The following is a 14,749-nucleotide window of genomic DNA, read 5'->3' as shown; positions in this document are numbered from 1 at the left end:
TGTCCTAAACTAAATCAATCTTTACTTCTTTACAAACTGATTATTAGCAAACTCAAAACCTATCGTGAAATCATCTTTCAAAATGAGCGTCGCACTGAACTTTTTCTTTTCTTTCGCTTTAGGCTTAAAACCTTTAATAAGACTTGTTTTCCCTTTCGTGCACAGATCCTTCACCTGTTTTTCGTTAATCGTCTTACCGAGTAATTTCCCTGGAAAAGTTTGTTTGCAGCCATTATCATGTTCCGAGCATCGATAATAAGACCGACTTACGCTAATCTTTCCTTTTTTACACCGTGGACAAGTAGCAATCGGTTTCTGACTCACATTCTTCACTCCATCAATGCTCTGCTGGATAGGTGCAGCATTCAATTGTCCAGGTACTTCTTCAATCAATTTATTGAGAAACTTTGCGATACTTCCTAAGAAAGCTTGAGGTGTCCCATTTCCGTTTCCAATCTTCTTCAAATAGGTTTCCCATTTAGCGGTCATGGATGGACTGGAAAGCAGATTGCCTTCTATGGACTGACACAGAATTTTCCCTTTTTCGGTAATGTGTACAATGTTCCTCTTCACTTCAATGTATTGATGCTTTTTAATGGTTTCAATGATTCCACTTCGCGTTGCCTCAGTACCTAAGCCTTCTACTTCTTTCAAAATTTCCATTTCTTCTTCATTCTCGACTGACTTACCACACGTTTTCATCATCGAGATGAGTTGACCTTCTGTATAAGGTTTCGGAGGGCTAGTCATCCCTTCCTTCATTTTGATAATACTCTTTACTTCTTCCCCTTTTTCAAGTTTAGGAAGAGCTTGTGCTGCGTTTTCATCTTTTTTAGCATTTGGGTTTTCTTTGTCCTTTGATCCATAGTTAAAAAGTTCTTTCCATCCTTTGTTGATCTCTGTTTTTCCTACTGATTCAAAGTCCAAGCCGTTCACACTCGTTGTTACTTTTGTCTCTTCATACACGTAATCATGATGAAACATCGCAAGAGTAGTGTTCAACACTTCAAAATAAATGTTCTTTTCTTCTATCGATAATCCTTGAATCTTCGCACGAGTTGGAACCTGTTTTGTCGGAATGATGGCATAATGTTCTTGAACCTTCGATCCGTCTACATATCTTTTACTAGGACGTTTGGAAGCTGCATCAAACCGATTCTCTATAAGATCTTGATAAGACTCAAGGTTCGCCGATAGATAGGCAAACTCATTTTCGGTAATGTATTGAGTATCTGTTCTCGGATACGATAGGATTTTCTTATCGTACAACTTCTGAACGGTATCCAAAACCTTCTTCGGGCTGTATTTCCATCTTCTGTTCGCTGTTGCCTGCAATGTTGAGAGGGCATGCAACTTTGGAGATTTTATTCGCATTTCCTTTTTTGAAACAGCTTTAATAATACCCGTATCTTTGCCGGTAATCTTGTGATTTTCTAGCAGCTGTTGGACTTCTTCTTGTTTTTCACTTTTAATTTTCGCTTTGCCTCTATACTTTCCGTTTGCGGCGGTAAAGTTCCCTTCAATCTCATAAAAAGGTTTTGGCACAAAATTCTCGATCTCGAGGTGCCTCTGGTAGATCAAGTACGTTGTTGGCGACTGCACCCTACCAATGCTTAAGCTATCCGTGAGTCCCTTTTGCTGTAAAAGTAACGTATAAAGGCGACTTCCGTTCATGCCAACGAGCCAATCAGAAATCTGACGTGTTTTGGCTTCAGCATAAAGCAATAGATCCTTCTCATTATCATGAAGGTTAGAAAATCCTTTACGGACCTCATCGACTTCTAGAGAGTTAATCCAAAGTCGTCTAATGGTTTTGCCTCTCACACCTGTCATATGGTAGATCGAATAAAAGATGTTCGAACCTTCACGATCCACATCACATCCGTTAATGATGATATCCGCTTCTTTAAATAAGCGTTTTACCGCGTTAAACTGTTCATATTTTCCCGTTGCGACCTTGAATTCATAGCGTTCAGGTAAGATCGGTAGAGAAGACAAGCGCCACGTTCCCCACTCTGATTTATATTCTTTAGGTTGTTTCAGTTCAACTAAATGCCCGATTCCCCATGTAATGGTTGCGCCATTTGGAAAGGTGCTGCATGGGTTTAATTCGATAAACGTTTTATCTTTCATTTTTATTGTAAAGGCATCTGAATAAGCCTTAGCTTGTGATGGTTTTTCTGCTAAAATGACGATTTTACTCATAAGACTTCACCTATTTACTGATAAATTTTACTTCTAGAAAAAGAAAATAAGGGAAGCGATAGACCACCCTTACTCTCGTTTCTTATTATGCGAGCTTTCTATGTACGCGTTTATTAGTTCGATCCATGGATGCCCGTTTGGGTACTGAATGGTCAATGAATCTCTTAACCATTCTCTACTATCATCATTTAATGTAGGTAAGACATTCTCTAAATCCAGAATATCTTTATCCCGTATCACCGAACTTCCACCCTTATATAAAAGCTGAATTTCTGGTTTTATGTATGGGACTCCCTCAGAAGTTTTCAAGATAATATCCGTTAGCTTTCTTCTTATTGTACCATTTCGTTTGTAAATCCAATAATCATTCTCTGAATCTAGGATCATCAAATGAAATGCATTCAATGTTCCGTAATGCTCTTATGCATCTTCAACCTTACTTGTTGCAAAGATCCCTGCCAACAAAGTTATCAATCCAATGACAAAGAAAGCAGGTAATAATAACATCATCATACCCACAGCAGCAAACCCATCACCGACTGCTGCACCAACTTGAATAGAAATGAGAAAAGTTAAGAACGGATTAAAACCCACCATAATGAAGGAACCCCAAACGATGAGTTTTCTTTTTGCTGTTTTACCTTTAGTAAGACTTATTGCCAAAATTACTAAAACGACTAAAATTCCTGTAGCTATTACAAATGCCAACTTCATCACCCACCTTTTCTTAACTATCAAGATATTCTCTATGGATGTATGGAAGCTCTTAAGTGATTAAACAAATAAAGCCATCTGGATTAAATCTTGATATCGGCCATCTATTTTTACAGCTCTCGCTTTTCTTCCTTCTTCAATAAAATTCAGTGATTTATATAAGTGTATGGCTCCGTGGTTGTCTTCCATGACCTCTAGACAAACCTTTTCAATCGTTTCATTGTTTCTTGCCCAAGAAATCATTGTTTCTACCAGTGCTCTTCCAACACCGAGATTTCGATATTGGGGTAACACGGTCATCGCAAAAGAACCTTGATGTGCGACTTTTTCTTTGTTTCCGTTTTTAAAATCAATCACACCTACAATCTCATTTTCATATTCAGCCACGAGTTTGAGATAATTCGCGTTTGTGGAGTAGTAGTTCAACTCCCTTTTAATATCTTCAAAACTTAACTTTTCAATGTCTTCCACGGTACTTAGCATATAAGGAGCATCCACCAACGCTTTTGGAGCAGCCATTAATATCCTTTCAGCATCATGTATGGAAGCCTTCCTTATTGTTACTTTTCTTACACCTTTAGTTTTGTAGGTATAACAATGAGTTGATAACATATGAACTTCCTTTCCAAATGTTTGGTTTAATTTTCTACTACGATTTCCCCTTCATTCCTTGGAACTTCAAAACCATTAAGATAAGAAGCCAATCGTTCCTCAGAAATGGGAAAAGAATTTGCATCAAAGCGTTTGTTTCGTAACTTTAGGCGCTTTCGTAACTCATCCGGCTGAACCTTTAAATAGATCAACATCCATTTGCCTCCAGCTTCTTCAATTAACTTTTTATACTCGATCCTTCTTGATTGATCCCAAAAGCTAAAATCGATGACCACTTGTTGTTTATTGTAAATGAGCTTAATTAGCCTCTGACGTAATTTATTTTCTGCGTCTCTTCTGTATTCTTCGAATTTTTCCATAGGAAAGTCAATGCCCCAACGACCATGGGTAGCCCATATTTCTTCATCAATTGAGAGACGAACAAAACCATTCTTCTCTAACTGTTGTGAAAAAGTAGTTTTCCCAGAACCGGCTACGCCACACATCATCACGACTAAAGGTGTTATCGCATTCTGTTCATCATAAATGGTATCAAACCTAAATTTATCGAACATCTCCTTATCTCCTCATTGGTTGGACATGAGTATATGGATTAATTCTAAACTTCAATCGATAATCCCTTCTTCTTCCAATTAACTATAAAAAAAGTGAACTTCTTGAAAAGCACACTTTTTTCAAACTTTTATTTTAAAAAACATTCTGTACTTCGAAACAAAGAATAACATTTTAGATTATGCATCTTCTCTAGTCATTCATACTGATGCTTTCCACTCATACAGCAGGTCAGGCAAATTCTCTTCATTCTCATGTCCTCTTCCAATAACCGTAAACCCATTCTTTTCATAAAAACGTTGTGCGTTCTTGTTCACTTCAAATGTGCGTAAAGTTAGCCTTCCGGTAGATTGTTCCTTTGCTCGTTGTAGCAATATTTTACCAATCCCTAATTGTTGAAAATGATTATGTACATACAGCTGGCTTATTTCTGATTGATGATAAGCGATCATTCCAGCAACCTTTTCATTAACGATCGCTAACTCAACAATAAATTCTTTAATTAAGATGTTCTTCAGGAAATAGATATGACTTTCAAAACTATGTATTTCATTCACGCCGATAGCTTTGAATTTACTGTCGCGCCACATTTTAACGGTTTGTTCCGCGTATTCAGGTATATAAGGAATGATTTTAACGTGTTTATTATCCAATTATCTCTTCCCTTTCAATCAGAAATTCCCATATGTTTTTTCACCGTAATTCCTTGTTTCTTTGCATATTCATTTATCGTTTTTGTAAATGCATGTTTTGATATAGAAAATGCATTATGAATTTCGCGTTTTTTGTTTATCTCAAATTCTTCAAATACCAGAAAGTTATTTAAATCCATTTTCTTAATAATAAACTGGTTGCATTCATACTCGCCACGTCTAATATTACTAGAAAGGATAAAAGACAAGATTCCATCATAATAGTCTTGATCGGAAATTTCTGTTTCCAAAAAAAGTTGAATGATTTCTTTCATACTATCACCTCTGCTCATTTTCTAAATCATTCATTATAGTTTTTCCGTTATCCAATCTATTACGTTTAATGTGCTTTGTTAGCCTTACCTATTTCTCAACCTACGTTTAAAGGGTTATATTTCGAATAGAGCGAATAAGTAAATTTACAAGCTTTTATATTAAAGGAGAATACAATGAAATTCCTTACTTCAATAAAAGAGTTTATTGATCAGAACTATCAAACGCCAAAAGGGTTGGTTGGTACTTATATTGTAAAAAAGATGGTCAGACAACACAAACCTGAAACAGAATGGACCATAGGTTTATTAGAACTGCAAGATCAAGATCATGTCTTAGAGCTTGGTTGTGGTGCAGGCTATGCGATACAAATGATAACTGATAGATATCTTGTAAAGGAAATTGTCGGTATTGATCTCTCTGCAACCGCAATACGGTCGGCTACCTCACGCAACAAAAAGACAATGAATAATGAGAGAACAAAACTGATTCAAGCGAATTTTAATGATCTTCCTTTTCCTGATAAGATGTTCAACAAGGTGTTCAGCATTCAGACGATCTATTTTTGGGATGATATTAATACAATTGTTTCCGAAATTTATAGAGTTCTTATGCCAGGTGGAATGGTCGTTATTACTTTTTCAAATGGTAAGGAAAATGAAACGTGGCAAGGTGTAAAGAATCTCTCAGAAAATCAAGTAATGCCATTCATGATGGAAACTGGCTTTAAGGATGTTTCATTAGTAAGAGGTCCTGATTCTAGGGGTTTTCATACAGTGTCTATTAAAGGAACAAGAAAATGATTTTACTTTAGAGCACAAGTTAATACCAGAGGCTAAGATAATAACTCAGCCTCTGGTATTTTGGATGTGTATTAATATGGATTAAAAACAGGTCTTCTGAGAAATTGAGCGATGGGTTTCATTTTAATAAGTAAAAAATGTGTAACAAGTGCGATTAGGACCCCGTTCAATGCGCCAGCCATTACATCGAATGGATAATGAACCCCCACCCATACCCTTGAAAATGTGATTAAGACAGCGGACAAACACCATAAATATCTATACCTTAATGTTACCAACATTAACGTTACAGCAATTGATATTGCTGAAGATGCGTGATCACTAGGAAAAGACGAGTTCGCAGCATGCTCTACTAATTGTACGATGTCATGAGTTATAAATGGCCTCTCTCGATAGAGGAACAACTCAAACAGTCGATTCACTGAGTATGATAATGAGAATGCAAACAAGGCTTGAAAGACGATTACCCTATCATTCTTTTTATTTCTCCACCACAGCATAATCAATAATAAAACAAATGCATATTGAACGTATTCGGCAAAGAAAATCATTAAATTATCTATTAACGGATAGGTTGAAACACGTTCATTAATAAACATAAACCACTTAAAATCTGTATCTAGAATCATATTACCTCCTAATATCTTAACTTTATTTTTTCATGTTACTTAAAGAGGTAGGGTTTTCCAATGATTCTTCTCTAACAGTTTTATGGAATTTATTGTGTAAAACAAAAAAACAGCCTTACAGGCTGCCATTTGTTATTTCTTTTGTGAAGGTGTAGAAATTAATTGAGATATGTAACCATTTAAGTCAAAATCCTTGTTCCCAGCATATTCAGTCAAGTTTACAGTTGTCGTTAGCATTTTAGTTCCTCCTAAAATGAGTTTATTGTTATTAGTAATATTACCAAACTCGTAAACTATTAAACCCATTCTAGTCATTTTTTTATGAATAGCTTAAGGAGATACTTAAAATCCCATCATTAAGTTAATGGACAACTTACAATTTGCGCTCCCGGTTTTGGACGTCTAACTAATTCACCGTTACAATTCATGCAAATATGATTCATTTCCGACGTACATGTTTCGCAGTACGTACATTCATGAAGACATATGTATGCATCCGACTGATCATGAAGCTCAACTGAACATTTTTCACATTTCTTTCTCATCTCTAACATAGCTTATAACCCCTTTTTGTTGTAATTACTCACTACATATATTATATTTTTTCCAGAAATGCTTTTACATGGAATAATTACGCTATTTCCAATGATTTTCATTAAAACTCTCGGAAAAAGATGAATTATACCTGAATATTTAAAGTCGAGGAGAAAAAGATGGACGAAATTGATAAAGAGATCCTTTTACACTTGCAGCAAGATGCTCGCACATCAATAACGGCATTAGGAAAGAAAATTGGTCTTTCGAATCCTGCCGTTCATGAACGCGTAAAGAAGCTTGAGGATAAACAAATTATTGAAGGTTATAAGGCGATTATTAATCCTGAAAAAATGAATAAACCGATTATGGCGTTTATTCTGTACGACAATACAAAATGTAAGCCTTTTGTTGAATTCTGCAAAGAACATCCTGATGTGATTGAATGCCACCGTTTAGCTGGACAATATAACTATCTCATTAAAGTAGTCACTCATTCCGTACAATCTCTAGAATGTTTCATAGATGATTCTATGAAATTCGGACAACCTTCTACATTAATGAGACTTTCATCACCCGTATCGGATAAATCTTTAAGTTAAATGTAAGTAAACATCAGAAAAGACCGATCAAATGGTTACCAAACAAACCTTTGATCGGTCTTTTCTTTACCTTAAACTGGTGAAAAATTACGATTTCAATAAGTAACTACAGAAATTACACTACCATCTTAAAAGTAGTTAAAAGAACTCCTATCAAAAATCCACAGATCGCCCCGTTTACCCTAATCCATTGCAGATCTTTCCCAACATTATTCTCAATAATGTTTATGAGTGTCTCATTATCCAGTTTTTCAAGGTTTTCTTTAACCAGTTGTCCAATCTTAGCATGATACTTCTCAACCATGAGTGATAGTTGGTTTTGAATCCAGCCTTCTATTTTCATCATTCTGCCTGCATCTTCTTTAAGAACTTGAATTTGGTTCTTGATCATTGTAATTATATGACGCTTTATCCATTCTTCATCTTGAGCTAGTTGAATGAATTTTATCTTCGTTTTTTCGATCAGTGAACTTAACTGATCAGTAGGACTCCACTGTTCTACAATATTATTCTTCCAGTCTCCAAGTTCTGCTAATAGTTCTCTTCGCTCTTTCACATTTTTTAACTCACTGTGAATTTTATCAAGAATCGCTGTTCGATATGAATTATTTGGCTCTTGAAGAAGCACAATTCTTTTAAGAAAGAAGGGTTGTAACATGTTTCCTAACTTCTCTGCATTGATCATTTGACTAAAAGATTGAATAGCCATCTTCATGAAGCCGTCTGCCTTCGTATTGTCTAACAATTGTTTAGCAAAGACTCCAATTTTGTTCTTTGTATCTTCTTTTCTTAACCATTTTTCAGTTTCAGCTAAAACAAAGTCTAATGCTCTTGCATCCAATTCTCTTTTAAGTACTTCGTTCACCATTTTATCTAGAACAGGCTCAATGTCTACACCATGTAAATATTCTTTTAACTCTTTTTGTAAAACGGGTGAAAGTTTTTCAGCATCCATTTCGTTTATGAGATGAATAACTATAGACTGTACCCCTTTATGAAAGGAAGGTGATTCTAACCTTTGCTCTAATTCGTGTACTGCCTTGTCTGATATATTCATATCTTTTATTTTATTTTGGATACTCTCTTTCGTTAACCAATCGTTCTCAAGCATATTGATGATTGCTTTAAGCATCCGGTCCCGATTTTTAGGAAGCAGCGCGGTATGCGGTATTGGAAGACCAAGAGGATGACGGAAAAGTGCCGTAACGGCAAACCAATCTGCCAAGCCTCCTACTAAACCTGCTTCAAATCCTCCTTGAAGAACTTGACCAGCAATAGAATCCTGAAAAGGAAAGGTAGCCAAAAAACCTCCACCCATGATTCCTAATGATATTTTCGCATAATATTTGGATTTGTTATCTTTCATTTTCAATTGTACATCCCTCAGATTTTACAAGTTATTATAATTACTATTATAAATCATGTGTATTCAAATATAAAAACGATAAACTATTCTAAAGTTTGAGATTCTGTATGTTTAGAAGTGCTCTAGGTGGAGGACCTTGGTAAACTCTTTCGTACACTTGAGCTGCACATTCTTCTGATGTGAGTAATGAGGTATCAACTTCTAAATCATACAGACCAGGTTCATGAACAAGCTGCTGCCAAAGTACTACAGGTGGTGGAACCTTCCCTTCAGGAGTATAACCCTTCTTCCAACTCTCAATCCGACGCTTCATCACCGTTTCGATCGGACAGCGAACACCGATCAGCCATGCTGGCGTTCCATTAAGAATCTGAGCGGCTTGATATAGAAATTTTCGCTTTACAGAGTATCCATCATGATGCCCTATATCCACAACGACATTCAACCCTTCTTGACTGAATGCTACAATTGATTTGTACATGGCAAGATAAAGTTTCTGTATGAGGGGCTCTAAATCAGGACGCTCACCACCTGGCCTTAAGCCTATGCTTGGTTGAAACTTCTCTGGTGTCATTTCCATGATCCGATCCACCCCGATATTCATCCATACTCCTTCAAAATTGTTTTGAATAACAGAGGCGATGCTGGATTTTCCTGATCGGGGTGTACCATTGAGGATGATAACTTTTCCCTGCACTTCTGTTTGATTCATACAAGATCTCCTTTTTTAAGGTACCTTTAAAATAATGTTGTTAGAGATTGATAATTTAATTTATCCTGTTGAAGTTTCATTAAACTGTTATCAAGGTGTTGAAGAATTAAGGTTTTTAATTTTTCCTTTTCTCCATTTTCAATGTAAAGAATCATCTGCTCGTGCTCAAGAATGTCGAGTTCTTCGTTATTCGATTTGCCATTAAAAACATCATAAAGAACCATATAGATGGTTATCTGACTCAATATCTTTTTCATAAATTCAATTAAATATCTGTTCCCAGTGGCATTCGCTAAAACAAGATGAAACTCATTATTTTTCTCTTGGTAAGGGACGATCTTACGTTCCTTATAAGCCATCTTCATTTCGTTAAGAAGTTGTTTAAGTTGTTTGATTTCTTCCGCAGCAAGATGAGTGAACCCTTTTTGAATCGCCATTTCCTCTAGCGATTTTCTCATTTCAAAGGCTTGAACCATCTCTTCGATCGTCGGCTGAACGATGAATGCCCCTTTATTCGGAATAATATTGACTAATCCTTCTGATTCTAACTTCATAATTGCACTTCGAATTGGCGTCCTGCTCGCATTCACTTTCTCTGCGATCGCATTTTCAAATAACTGATTTCCAGGCGCAATTTGTCTATTTAAGATGGCGTTTTTAATCAAATGATAAACTCTTTGTTCAACTGTTTCTTTACGCATTTTTAAATACCTGCCTAACCGTCCTTTTCCCTTATTCTAACATAGATGATCATTTAACGAACAAAATTGTAGAACAATCTTGTTCGAAATAGTTCTCTATGATATATTATCCTAGGTATTCAGGTTGAACGGAGTGATATTATGAACCACACAGGAAAAGAAATTACATTAATTATTATAGGATCCCTGTTCTTTGCTCTAGGGGTAAATTGGTTCGCCATCCCCAATGAATTAGGCGAAGGCGGGGTTACCGGTATTTCGATGACTCTGTATTATGTATTAGGATGGTCACCGGGGCTTACAAACTTTATCATGAACGGTTTCCTTTTAGCTATCGGATATAAAGTGTTAAACAAACGAGTAACGTGGTATACGATGATTGCGATTTTCTTTACCTCCCTTTTCATTCATTTAACAGAAGGTATGGGGAATTCTGTAGATATCATGCTCGGAACGGTCTTTGCAGGTGTATTTATCGGTATCGGTTTAGGTCTCGTTTTACGATCAGGTGGAACAACTGGCGGCTCTACCATTATTGCTCGAATGTTAAATCAGCATTTTGGCTGGGGTGTTAGTACGACAATGTTTGTTTTTGATATTCTGGTCGTTATTGGTTCCGCGTTTGTTATTGGGATCGAAAATACGATGTACACAGGAATATCTATTTATATTAGTACGAAGATTTTGGATTACTTGATTGATGGCTTTGACACAAGAAAAGCAGTCACGATTATTTCTAATAGTACAGACGAAATCGCTAAAAAAGTAAGCGATGAAATGGATCGGGGCGTTACCATTATTAATGCAAGAGGTCATTATTCAAATGAAGCTAAAGACATCCTTTACGTTGTAATCAACAAACAAGAACTATTTCTGTTAAAGAAAATGATTCAACGCGTAGATGATAAAGCATTTGTTGTGGTCCATGATGTTAGAGATGTGTTTGGAGAAGGATTTACATTTCCAAAAACATGATATAAATTCCATAGAAATATTATAAAAAGGCCGATTCATTTTTGATGAATCGGCCTTTTTATAGGAAAAAATTGATTTGAATTTAAAATAACTCCGTCAATCGTAAAGAATAAGCTAAAGAGAATGTAGTAACAATTTTTCCGAGTACTGCTATGAGCACAAAGCGTTTCACTTTAACACCACTCACTCCTGCGCCAACACAAATGATTTCATCTGGCAATACAGGAACAATGAACAACAAAATTAAGATCCAGGTTTCATTCTTCTTAACAAAACGATGATATTGATCTAATTGTTTTTCATTTACTAATCGTTGCACCAGCTTCATCCCAAAAGTTCGAGATAAATAAAACATCGTGAGAATTCCTAGTACAGCTCCCATGAAGCCTAATATAAAAGCGGTGAACGGACCTAAAGCAGCACTTCCAGCAACGACAGTTACGATTTCTGGAACGGGCAAGATAATGGGTTGAGCATAACACACAGAAAAATAGATAAGCTTGGCAAGCTCCATGTTCTCGTTTAAGATCGTCTCTAACCCTTTGTTATCAATGGTAACCATTATTCGACTCATACTATATGTGAGAAAAATAGCAGCCATAACTATGCTATATACGATAGAAATTGTCTTTATTTTTTCGAAAAATAATTCCCGTTTGAATATATAAGATGTTATCAAAAGGATAATAACACTATACCCTGTGATTAATAAAATTGTCCTATACAATGATTCAAACGTAGCTAGCGATTGAGAGAGAAGAAATATAGAAATGAACAGTATTCCTAAATGTGTTATAAAGCCATACCTTTCTGGATTAACGATTTTATATGAAAACATGTTTCGTTGCATTTTTAAATTCAATGAACATCCAACCCCTTTTCTTTCTGTTACATTTATTATGTAAAACAAATCTTAAGAAAAGCTTAGGAATATTCTTAACGATTCTTAACTTTTTCCAACGAAAAAAGCTTATGAAGCATGCTTCATAAGCTTTGATCAAATTGGAAGTTTGATTATAATCGTGAGCCAGCCATCCATATACTCCGCTCTAATATGACCGCCATGGAGTTCTACAATCCTTTTTGAAATAGCAAGTCCAAGTCCCGTTCCTTCACGCTCGCTTCGGGCTTTGTCTCCTACTAGAAACCGTTCAAATAATTGATTAATATCTTGTACTTCTGGTCTTTCTGTTTGATTGGACAGCCTAAATTCAGCATAATTCGATTGTATATCAAAGGTAGCTTTGACAATAGAAGGTTTCGTGCTGTACTTTATAGCATTCATAAAAAGATTGTCAAAAACACGGACCATTTTTTCAATATCCATAGAAGTTAGAACTTCATCTTCTGTTATCTTCTTTACAACAGTTAGGTCTTCCTTTTCAAAAATCGGAACGTATTCCCCGATCAATTGTTCTAATAAACCCGTCATGTCTACATCTTTAATGTCTAATTTTACATCTGGACTTGTTAAACGAGTATATTCAAAAAGCTCATTAATTAGAGCTTCAAGCTGCTTTGATTTTGAGTATGTCGTATCATGATATTCTTTTAGTTGATTTTCGCCCGAATAATTCCCCTTTCTCAGCAAGTCCAAATACCCTATGATGGATGTTAAAGGGGAACGCAAATCATGGGATATATTTGTAATCAATTCATTTTTCGCTATCTCAAGTTGCCTTTCATATTCAAACTTACTTGATAATTCCTTAGACATACTATTAACATCTTCGGCAAGCTTGCTTAATTCATCGTTTCCCTCCATTTTAATCGTCAATCCCAATTTTCCGTTGGCGATTTCATTAATACTTTCTGTAATACGCTTTATATAAAGTATTTTGTTTCGTATCAATGCTAAGAAGGTAACAATAAAAGAAAAAATAACAAAAGTAAATATCAGAAAAACGATAACATTATAGGTAGTTGCACCAATATCTTCAATCGTAAGATATTGAAGATTAAAGACATGCAAAATAATTTGAGAGATGATGATCATAACCACAGTTGAAACAAAAAAGCTAACAGCAACTGCTGCAAGAAGTTTTACAAGTAACGATATTTTTATCCGCTTTATTCTCATATTTTATAGCCGACTCCCCAAACCGTTTTGATATAGATGGGTCTCTTCGGATCTTCTTCAATTTTTTCTCTTATCTTTGTTATATGAACCATGACCGTACTGTCTGACTTATAGAATTCTTCTTGCCACACCGCTTCATATATCTTCTCAATGCTCATAACGATTCCTTTATTGAGGGCAAGAAGCTCTAAAATAGAAAACTCTTTCGGTGTGAGTCTGACATCTTTCCCTCTCACCCATACTTGACGGGTTTCTGTATTGATCTTCAGATCCCCAATCTCAATGAACTCCCTACTTGAATCAGTATCCTGGTTGTATTTTCGATATCTTCTGAGCTGTGATTTCACACGTGCCATTAATTCCAAAGGATTAAACGGTTTGGATAAGTAATCATCCGCACCTGCAGCCAGTCCTTGAATCTTGTCCATATCCTCAGATTTGGCGGATAGCATAATAATCGGCATATTTCTCTCCTGCCTTATTCTCATACACGCTTGTATCCCATCCATCTTAGGCATCATAATATCTAATATAATAAGGTCAAAATCCTTCTTCTCCAATTGTTCTAACGCATCTATTGCATTTTCTGACTGAACGGTGTACATTCCTTCATTTTCTAAATAAACGGAAATCAAATTCCGAATATCACTATCATCATCAACGATTAAGACTCTAGATTGCATAAGTTCCCTCCATTTTTTCTTCTTCTACTGAACAACATAATACCATGGCAGGCGGAACATTTCTGATTTCGATACTTACGTCCACTTTTGTAAAGAACTGTTCAATATATGTTTTCATTACGTTTGAATATTGAAACGTAACAAACTTTCCATTCTTTCTTAAAATTTTTGAAGTTTTAAACAAGATACGATGTGAAACAGCCTTTGGTAAGCTGGCAAAGGGAAGTCCTGATAACACGTAATCTACATAGGGAATGCCACACTTTTCAAGATACCAGTCAACCTTTTCAGCTGATCCATTGTATATGAAGAGATTATCCACGTCTTTGTATTTCTGTACAAGTAATTTGTAGAATTCCTCATTGCTTTCAAATAAGATAATAGCCGTGTTAGGATTTCGATTCTGAAGTAGCTTTTCTGTGAAAACGCCAGTTCCCGGTCCGTATTCTAGAATGTATCTTGCCTGCTCAAAATTAATACTCTCTACCATTTTATCAGCTAGATAACTTGAACTTGGAAGTACGGCTCCCACTGTTCGGGGATTACTTATATACTGTGCTAAAAAGGACAAAAATTTCACGATTATTCACTCCGATTGTTTGAATGTATAGTCATT

19 protein-coding genes are annotated in these 14,749 nt (G+C 35.7%); 3 read left to right on the top strand and 16 right to left on the bottom strand.

The window, feature by feature from the left end; translation table 11 throughout:
* Positions 1-21: 21 nt before the first annotated feature.
* From topB to FS458_RS08635, 7 genes are all read right to left on the bottom strand, one after another.
* A complete protein-coding gene (gene topB / locus FS458_RS08660) occupies positions 22-2,205 on the bottom strand; it encodes a type IA DNA topoisomerase (protein ID WP_144699527.1) in 2,184 nt (727 codons plus the stop codon).
* Between the two features lie 69 nt (positions 2,206-2,274).
* Positions 2,275-2,445 (bottom strand): hypothetical protein, encoded by a 171-nt coding sequence (locus tag FS458_RS20645; protein WP_186320494.1) that lies wholly within the window; start codon positions 2,443-2,445, stop codon positions 2,275-2,277.
* A gap of 180 nt (positions 2,446-2,625) precedes the next feature.
* Positions 2,626-2,913 (bottom strand): hypothetical protein, encoded by a 288-nt coding sequence (locus FS458_RS08655; protein WP_144699525.1) that lies wholly within the window; start codon positions 2,911-2,913, stop codon positions 2,626-2,628.
* A gap of 66 nt (positions 2,914-2,979) precedes the next feature.
* Complete coding sequence (locus FS458_RS08650; protein ID WP_144699523.1) at positions 2,980-3,531, bottom strand: GNAT family N-acetyltransferase; 552 nt, start codon at positions 3,529-3,531, stop codon at positions 2,980-2,982.
* Between the two features lie 26 nt (positions 3,532-3,557).
* A complete protein-coding gene (locus FS458_RS08645; RefSeq protein WP_144699521.1) occupies positions 3,558-4,085 on the bottom strand; it encodes an AAA family ATPase in 528 nt (175 codons plus the stop codon).
* A 198-nt stretch (positions 4,086-4,283) separates the two neighbouring features.
* Positions 4,284-4,736 carry a GNAT family N-acetyltransferase gene (locus FS458_RS08640; protein WP_260858518.1) on the bottom strand — a complete coding sequence of 151 codons (453 nt, stop codon included), beginning with the start codon at positions 4,734-4,736 and terminating at the stop codon, positions 4,284-4,286.
* Positions 4,737-4,750: 14 nt separating this feature from the next.
* Entirely contained in the window at positions 4,751-5,050 is a 300-nt protein-coding gene (locus FS458_RS08635) for a hypothetical protein (protein WP_144699519.1), read from the bottom strand.
* A 174-nt stretch (positions 5,051-5,224) separates the two neighbouring features.
* On the opposite strand from FS458_RS08635, the gene FS458_RS08630 reads away from it, so the two are divergent.
* Complete coding sequence (locus FS458_RS08630) at positions 5,225-5,851, top strand: class I SAM-dependent methyltransferase (protein ID WP_144699517.1); 627 nt, start codon at positions 5,225-5,227, stop codon at positions 5,849-5,851.
* Between the two features lie 71 nt (positions 5,852-5,922).
* On the opposite strand, the gene FS458_RS08625 is transcribed toward FS458_RS08630, so the two are convergent.
* Positions 5,923-6,480 (bottom strand): undecaprenyl-diphosphatase, encoded by a 558-nt coding sequence (locus FS458_RS08625; protein ID WP_144699515.1) that lies wholly within the window; start codon positions 6,478-6,480, stop codon positions 5,923-5,925.
* A 356-nt stretch (positions 6,481-6,836) separates the two neighbouring features.
* Positions 6,837-7,025: a DUF1272 domain-containing protein gene (locus FS458_RS08620; RefSeq protein WP_313957534.1), complete on the bottom strand. Its 189-nt coding sequence runs from the start codon at positions 7,023-7,025 to the stop codon at positions 6,837-6,839.
* A gap of 168 nt (positions 7,026-7,193) precedes the next feature.
* On the opposite strand from FS458_RS08620, the gene FS458_RS08615 reads away from it, so the two are divergent.
* Positions 7,194-7,616 (top strand): Lrp/AsnC family transcriptional regulator, encoded by a 423-nt coding sequence (locus tag FS458_RS08615; RefSeq protein WP_144699511.1) that lies wholly within the window; start codon positions 7,194-7,196, stop codon positions 7,614-7,616.
* Positions 7,617-7,731: 115 nt separating this feature from the next.
* On the opposite strand, the gene FS458_RS08610 is transcribed toward FS458_RS08615, so the two are convergent.
* The 3 genes from FS458_RS08610 to FS458_RS08600 all read right to left on the bottom strand — a co-directional run bounded on the left by FS458_RS08610 (position 7,732) and on the right by FS458_RS08600 (position 10,395).
* Positions 7,732-8,982, bottom strand: a complete 1,251-nt coding sequence (locus tag FS458_RS08610) for a DUF445 domain-containing protein (RefSeq protein WP_144703426.1) — start codon at positions 8,980-8,982, stop codon at positions 7,732-7,734.
* A gap of 88 nt (positions 8,983-9,070) precedes the next feature.
* Positions 9,071-9,694 (bottom strand): chloramphenicol phosphotransferase CPT family protein, encoded by a 624-nt coding sequence (locus FS458_RS08605; RefSeq protein WP_144699509.1) that lies wholly within the window; start codon positions 9,692-9,694, stop codon positions 9,071-9,073.
* A 26-nt stretch (positions 9,695-9,720) separates the two neighbouring features.
* Positions 9,721-10,395, bottom strand: coding sequence for a GntR family transcriptional regulator (locus tag FS458_RS08600; protein WP_144699507.1), 675 nt, complete (start codon positions 10,393-10,395; stop codon positions 9,721-9,723).
* 141 nt (positions 10,396-10,536) lie between these two features.
* Here FS458_RS08600 and FS458_RS08595 point away from each other — a divergent pair, with 141 nt between their 5' ends.
* On the top strand, positions 10,537-11,370 hold the full coding sequence (locus FS458_RS08595) for a YitT family protein (RefSeq protein ID WP_144699505.1): 834 nt from the start codon (positions 10,537-10,539) through the stop codon (positions 11,368-11,370).
* Between the two features lie 82 nt (positions 11,371-11,452).
* Here the strand turns inward: FS458_RS08595 and FS458_RS20640 are convergent, their stop codons facing one another.
* The 4 genes from FS458_RS20640 to FS458_RS08575 all read right to left on the bottom strand — a co-directional run bounded on the left by FS458_RS20640 (position 11,453) and on the right by FS458_RS08575 (position 14,713).
* On the bottom strand, positions 11,453-11,932 hold the full coding sequence (locus FS458_RS20640; RefSeq protein WP_186320493.1) for a TVP38/TMEM64 family protein: 480 nt from the start codon (positions 11,930-11,932) through the stop codon (positions 11,453-11,455).
* Positions 11,933-12,367: 435 nt separating this feature from the next.
* Positions 12,368-13,450: a sensor histidine kinase gene (locus FS458_RS08585; RefSeq protein ID WP_144699501.1), complete on the bottom strand. Its 1,083-nt coding sequence runs from the start codon at positions 13,448-13,450 to the stop codon at positions 12,368-12,370.
* A complete protein-coding gene (locus FS458_RS08580; protein ID WP_144699499.1) occupies positions 13,447-14,133 on the bottom strand; it encodes a response regulator transcription factor in 687 nt (228 codons plus the stop codon). The genes FS458_RS08585 and FS458_RS08580 overlap by 4 nt, the downstream gene beginning before the upstream one ends.
* Positions 14,123-14,713: a class I SAM-dependent methyltransferase gene (locus FS458_RS08575; RefSeq protein WP_144699497.1), complete on the bottom strand. Its 591-nt coding sequence runs from the start codon at positions 14,711-14,713 to the stop codon at positions 14,123-14,125. Before FS458_RS08575 ends, FS458_RS08580 begins: the two co-directional genes overlap by 11 nt.
* Between the last annotated feature and the right edge of the window lie 36 nt (positions 14,714-14,749).

Source organism: Fictibacillus phosphorivorans, assembly GCF_007673525.1.
Classification (GTDB): domain Bacteria; phylum Bacillota; class Bacilli; order Bacillales; family Fictibacillaceae; genus Fictibacillus; species Fictibacillus phosphorivorans_C.
Note: the sequence above shows the minus strand (reverse complement) of the source record. Positions and strands in the feature narration are given on the sequence as shown.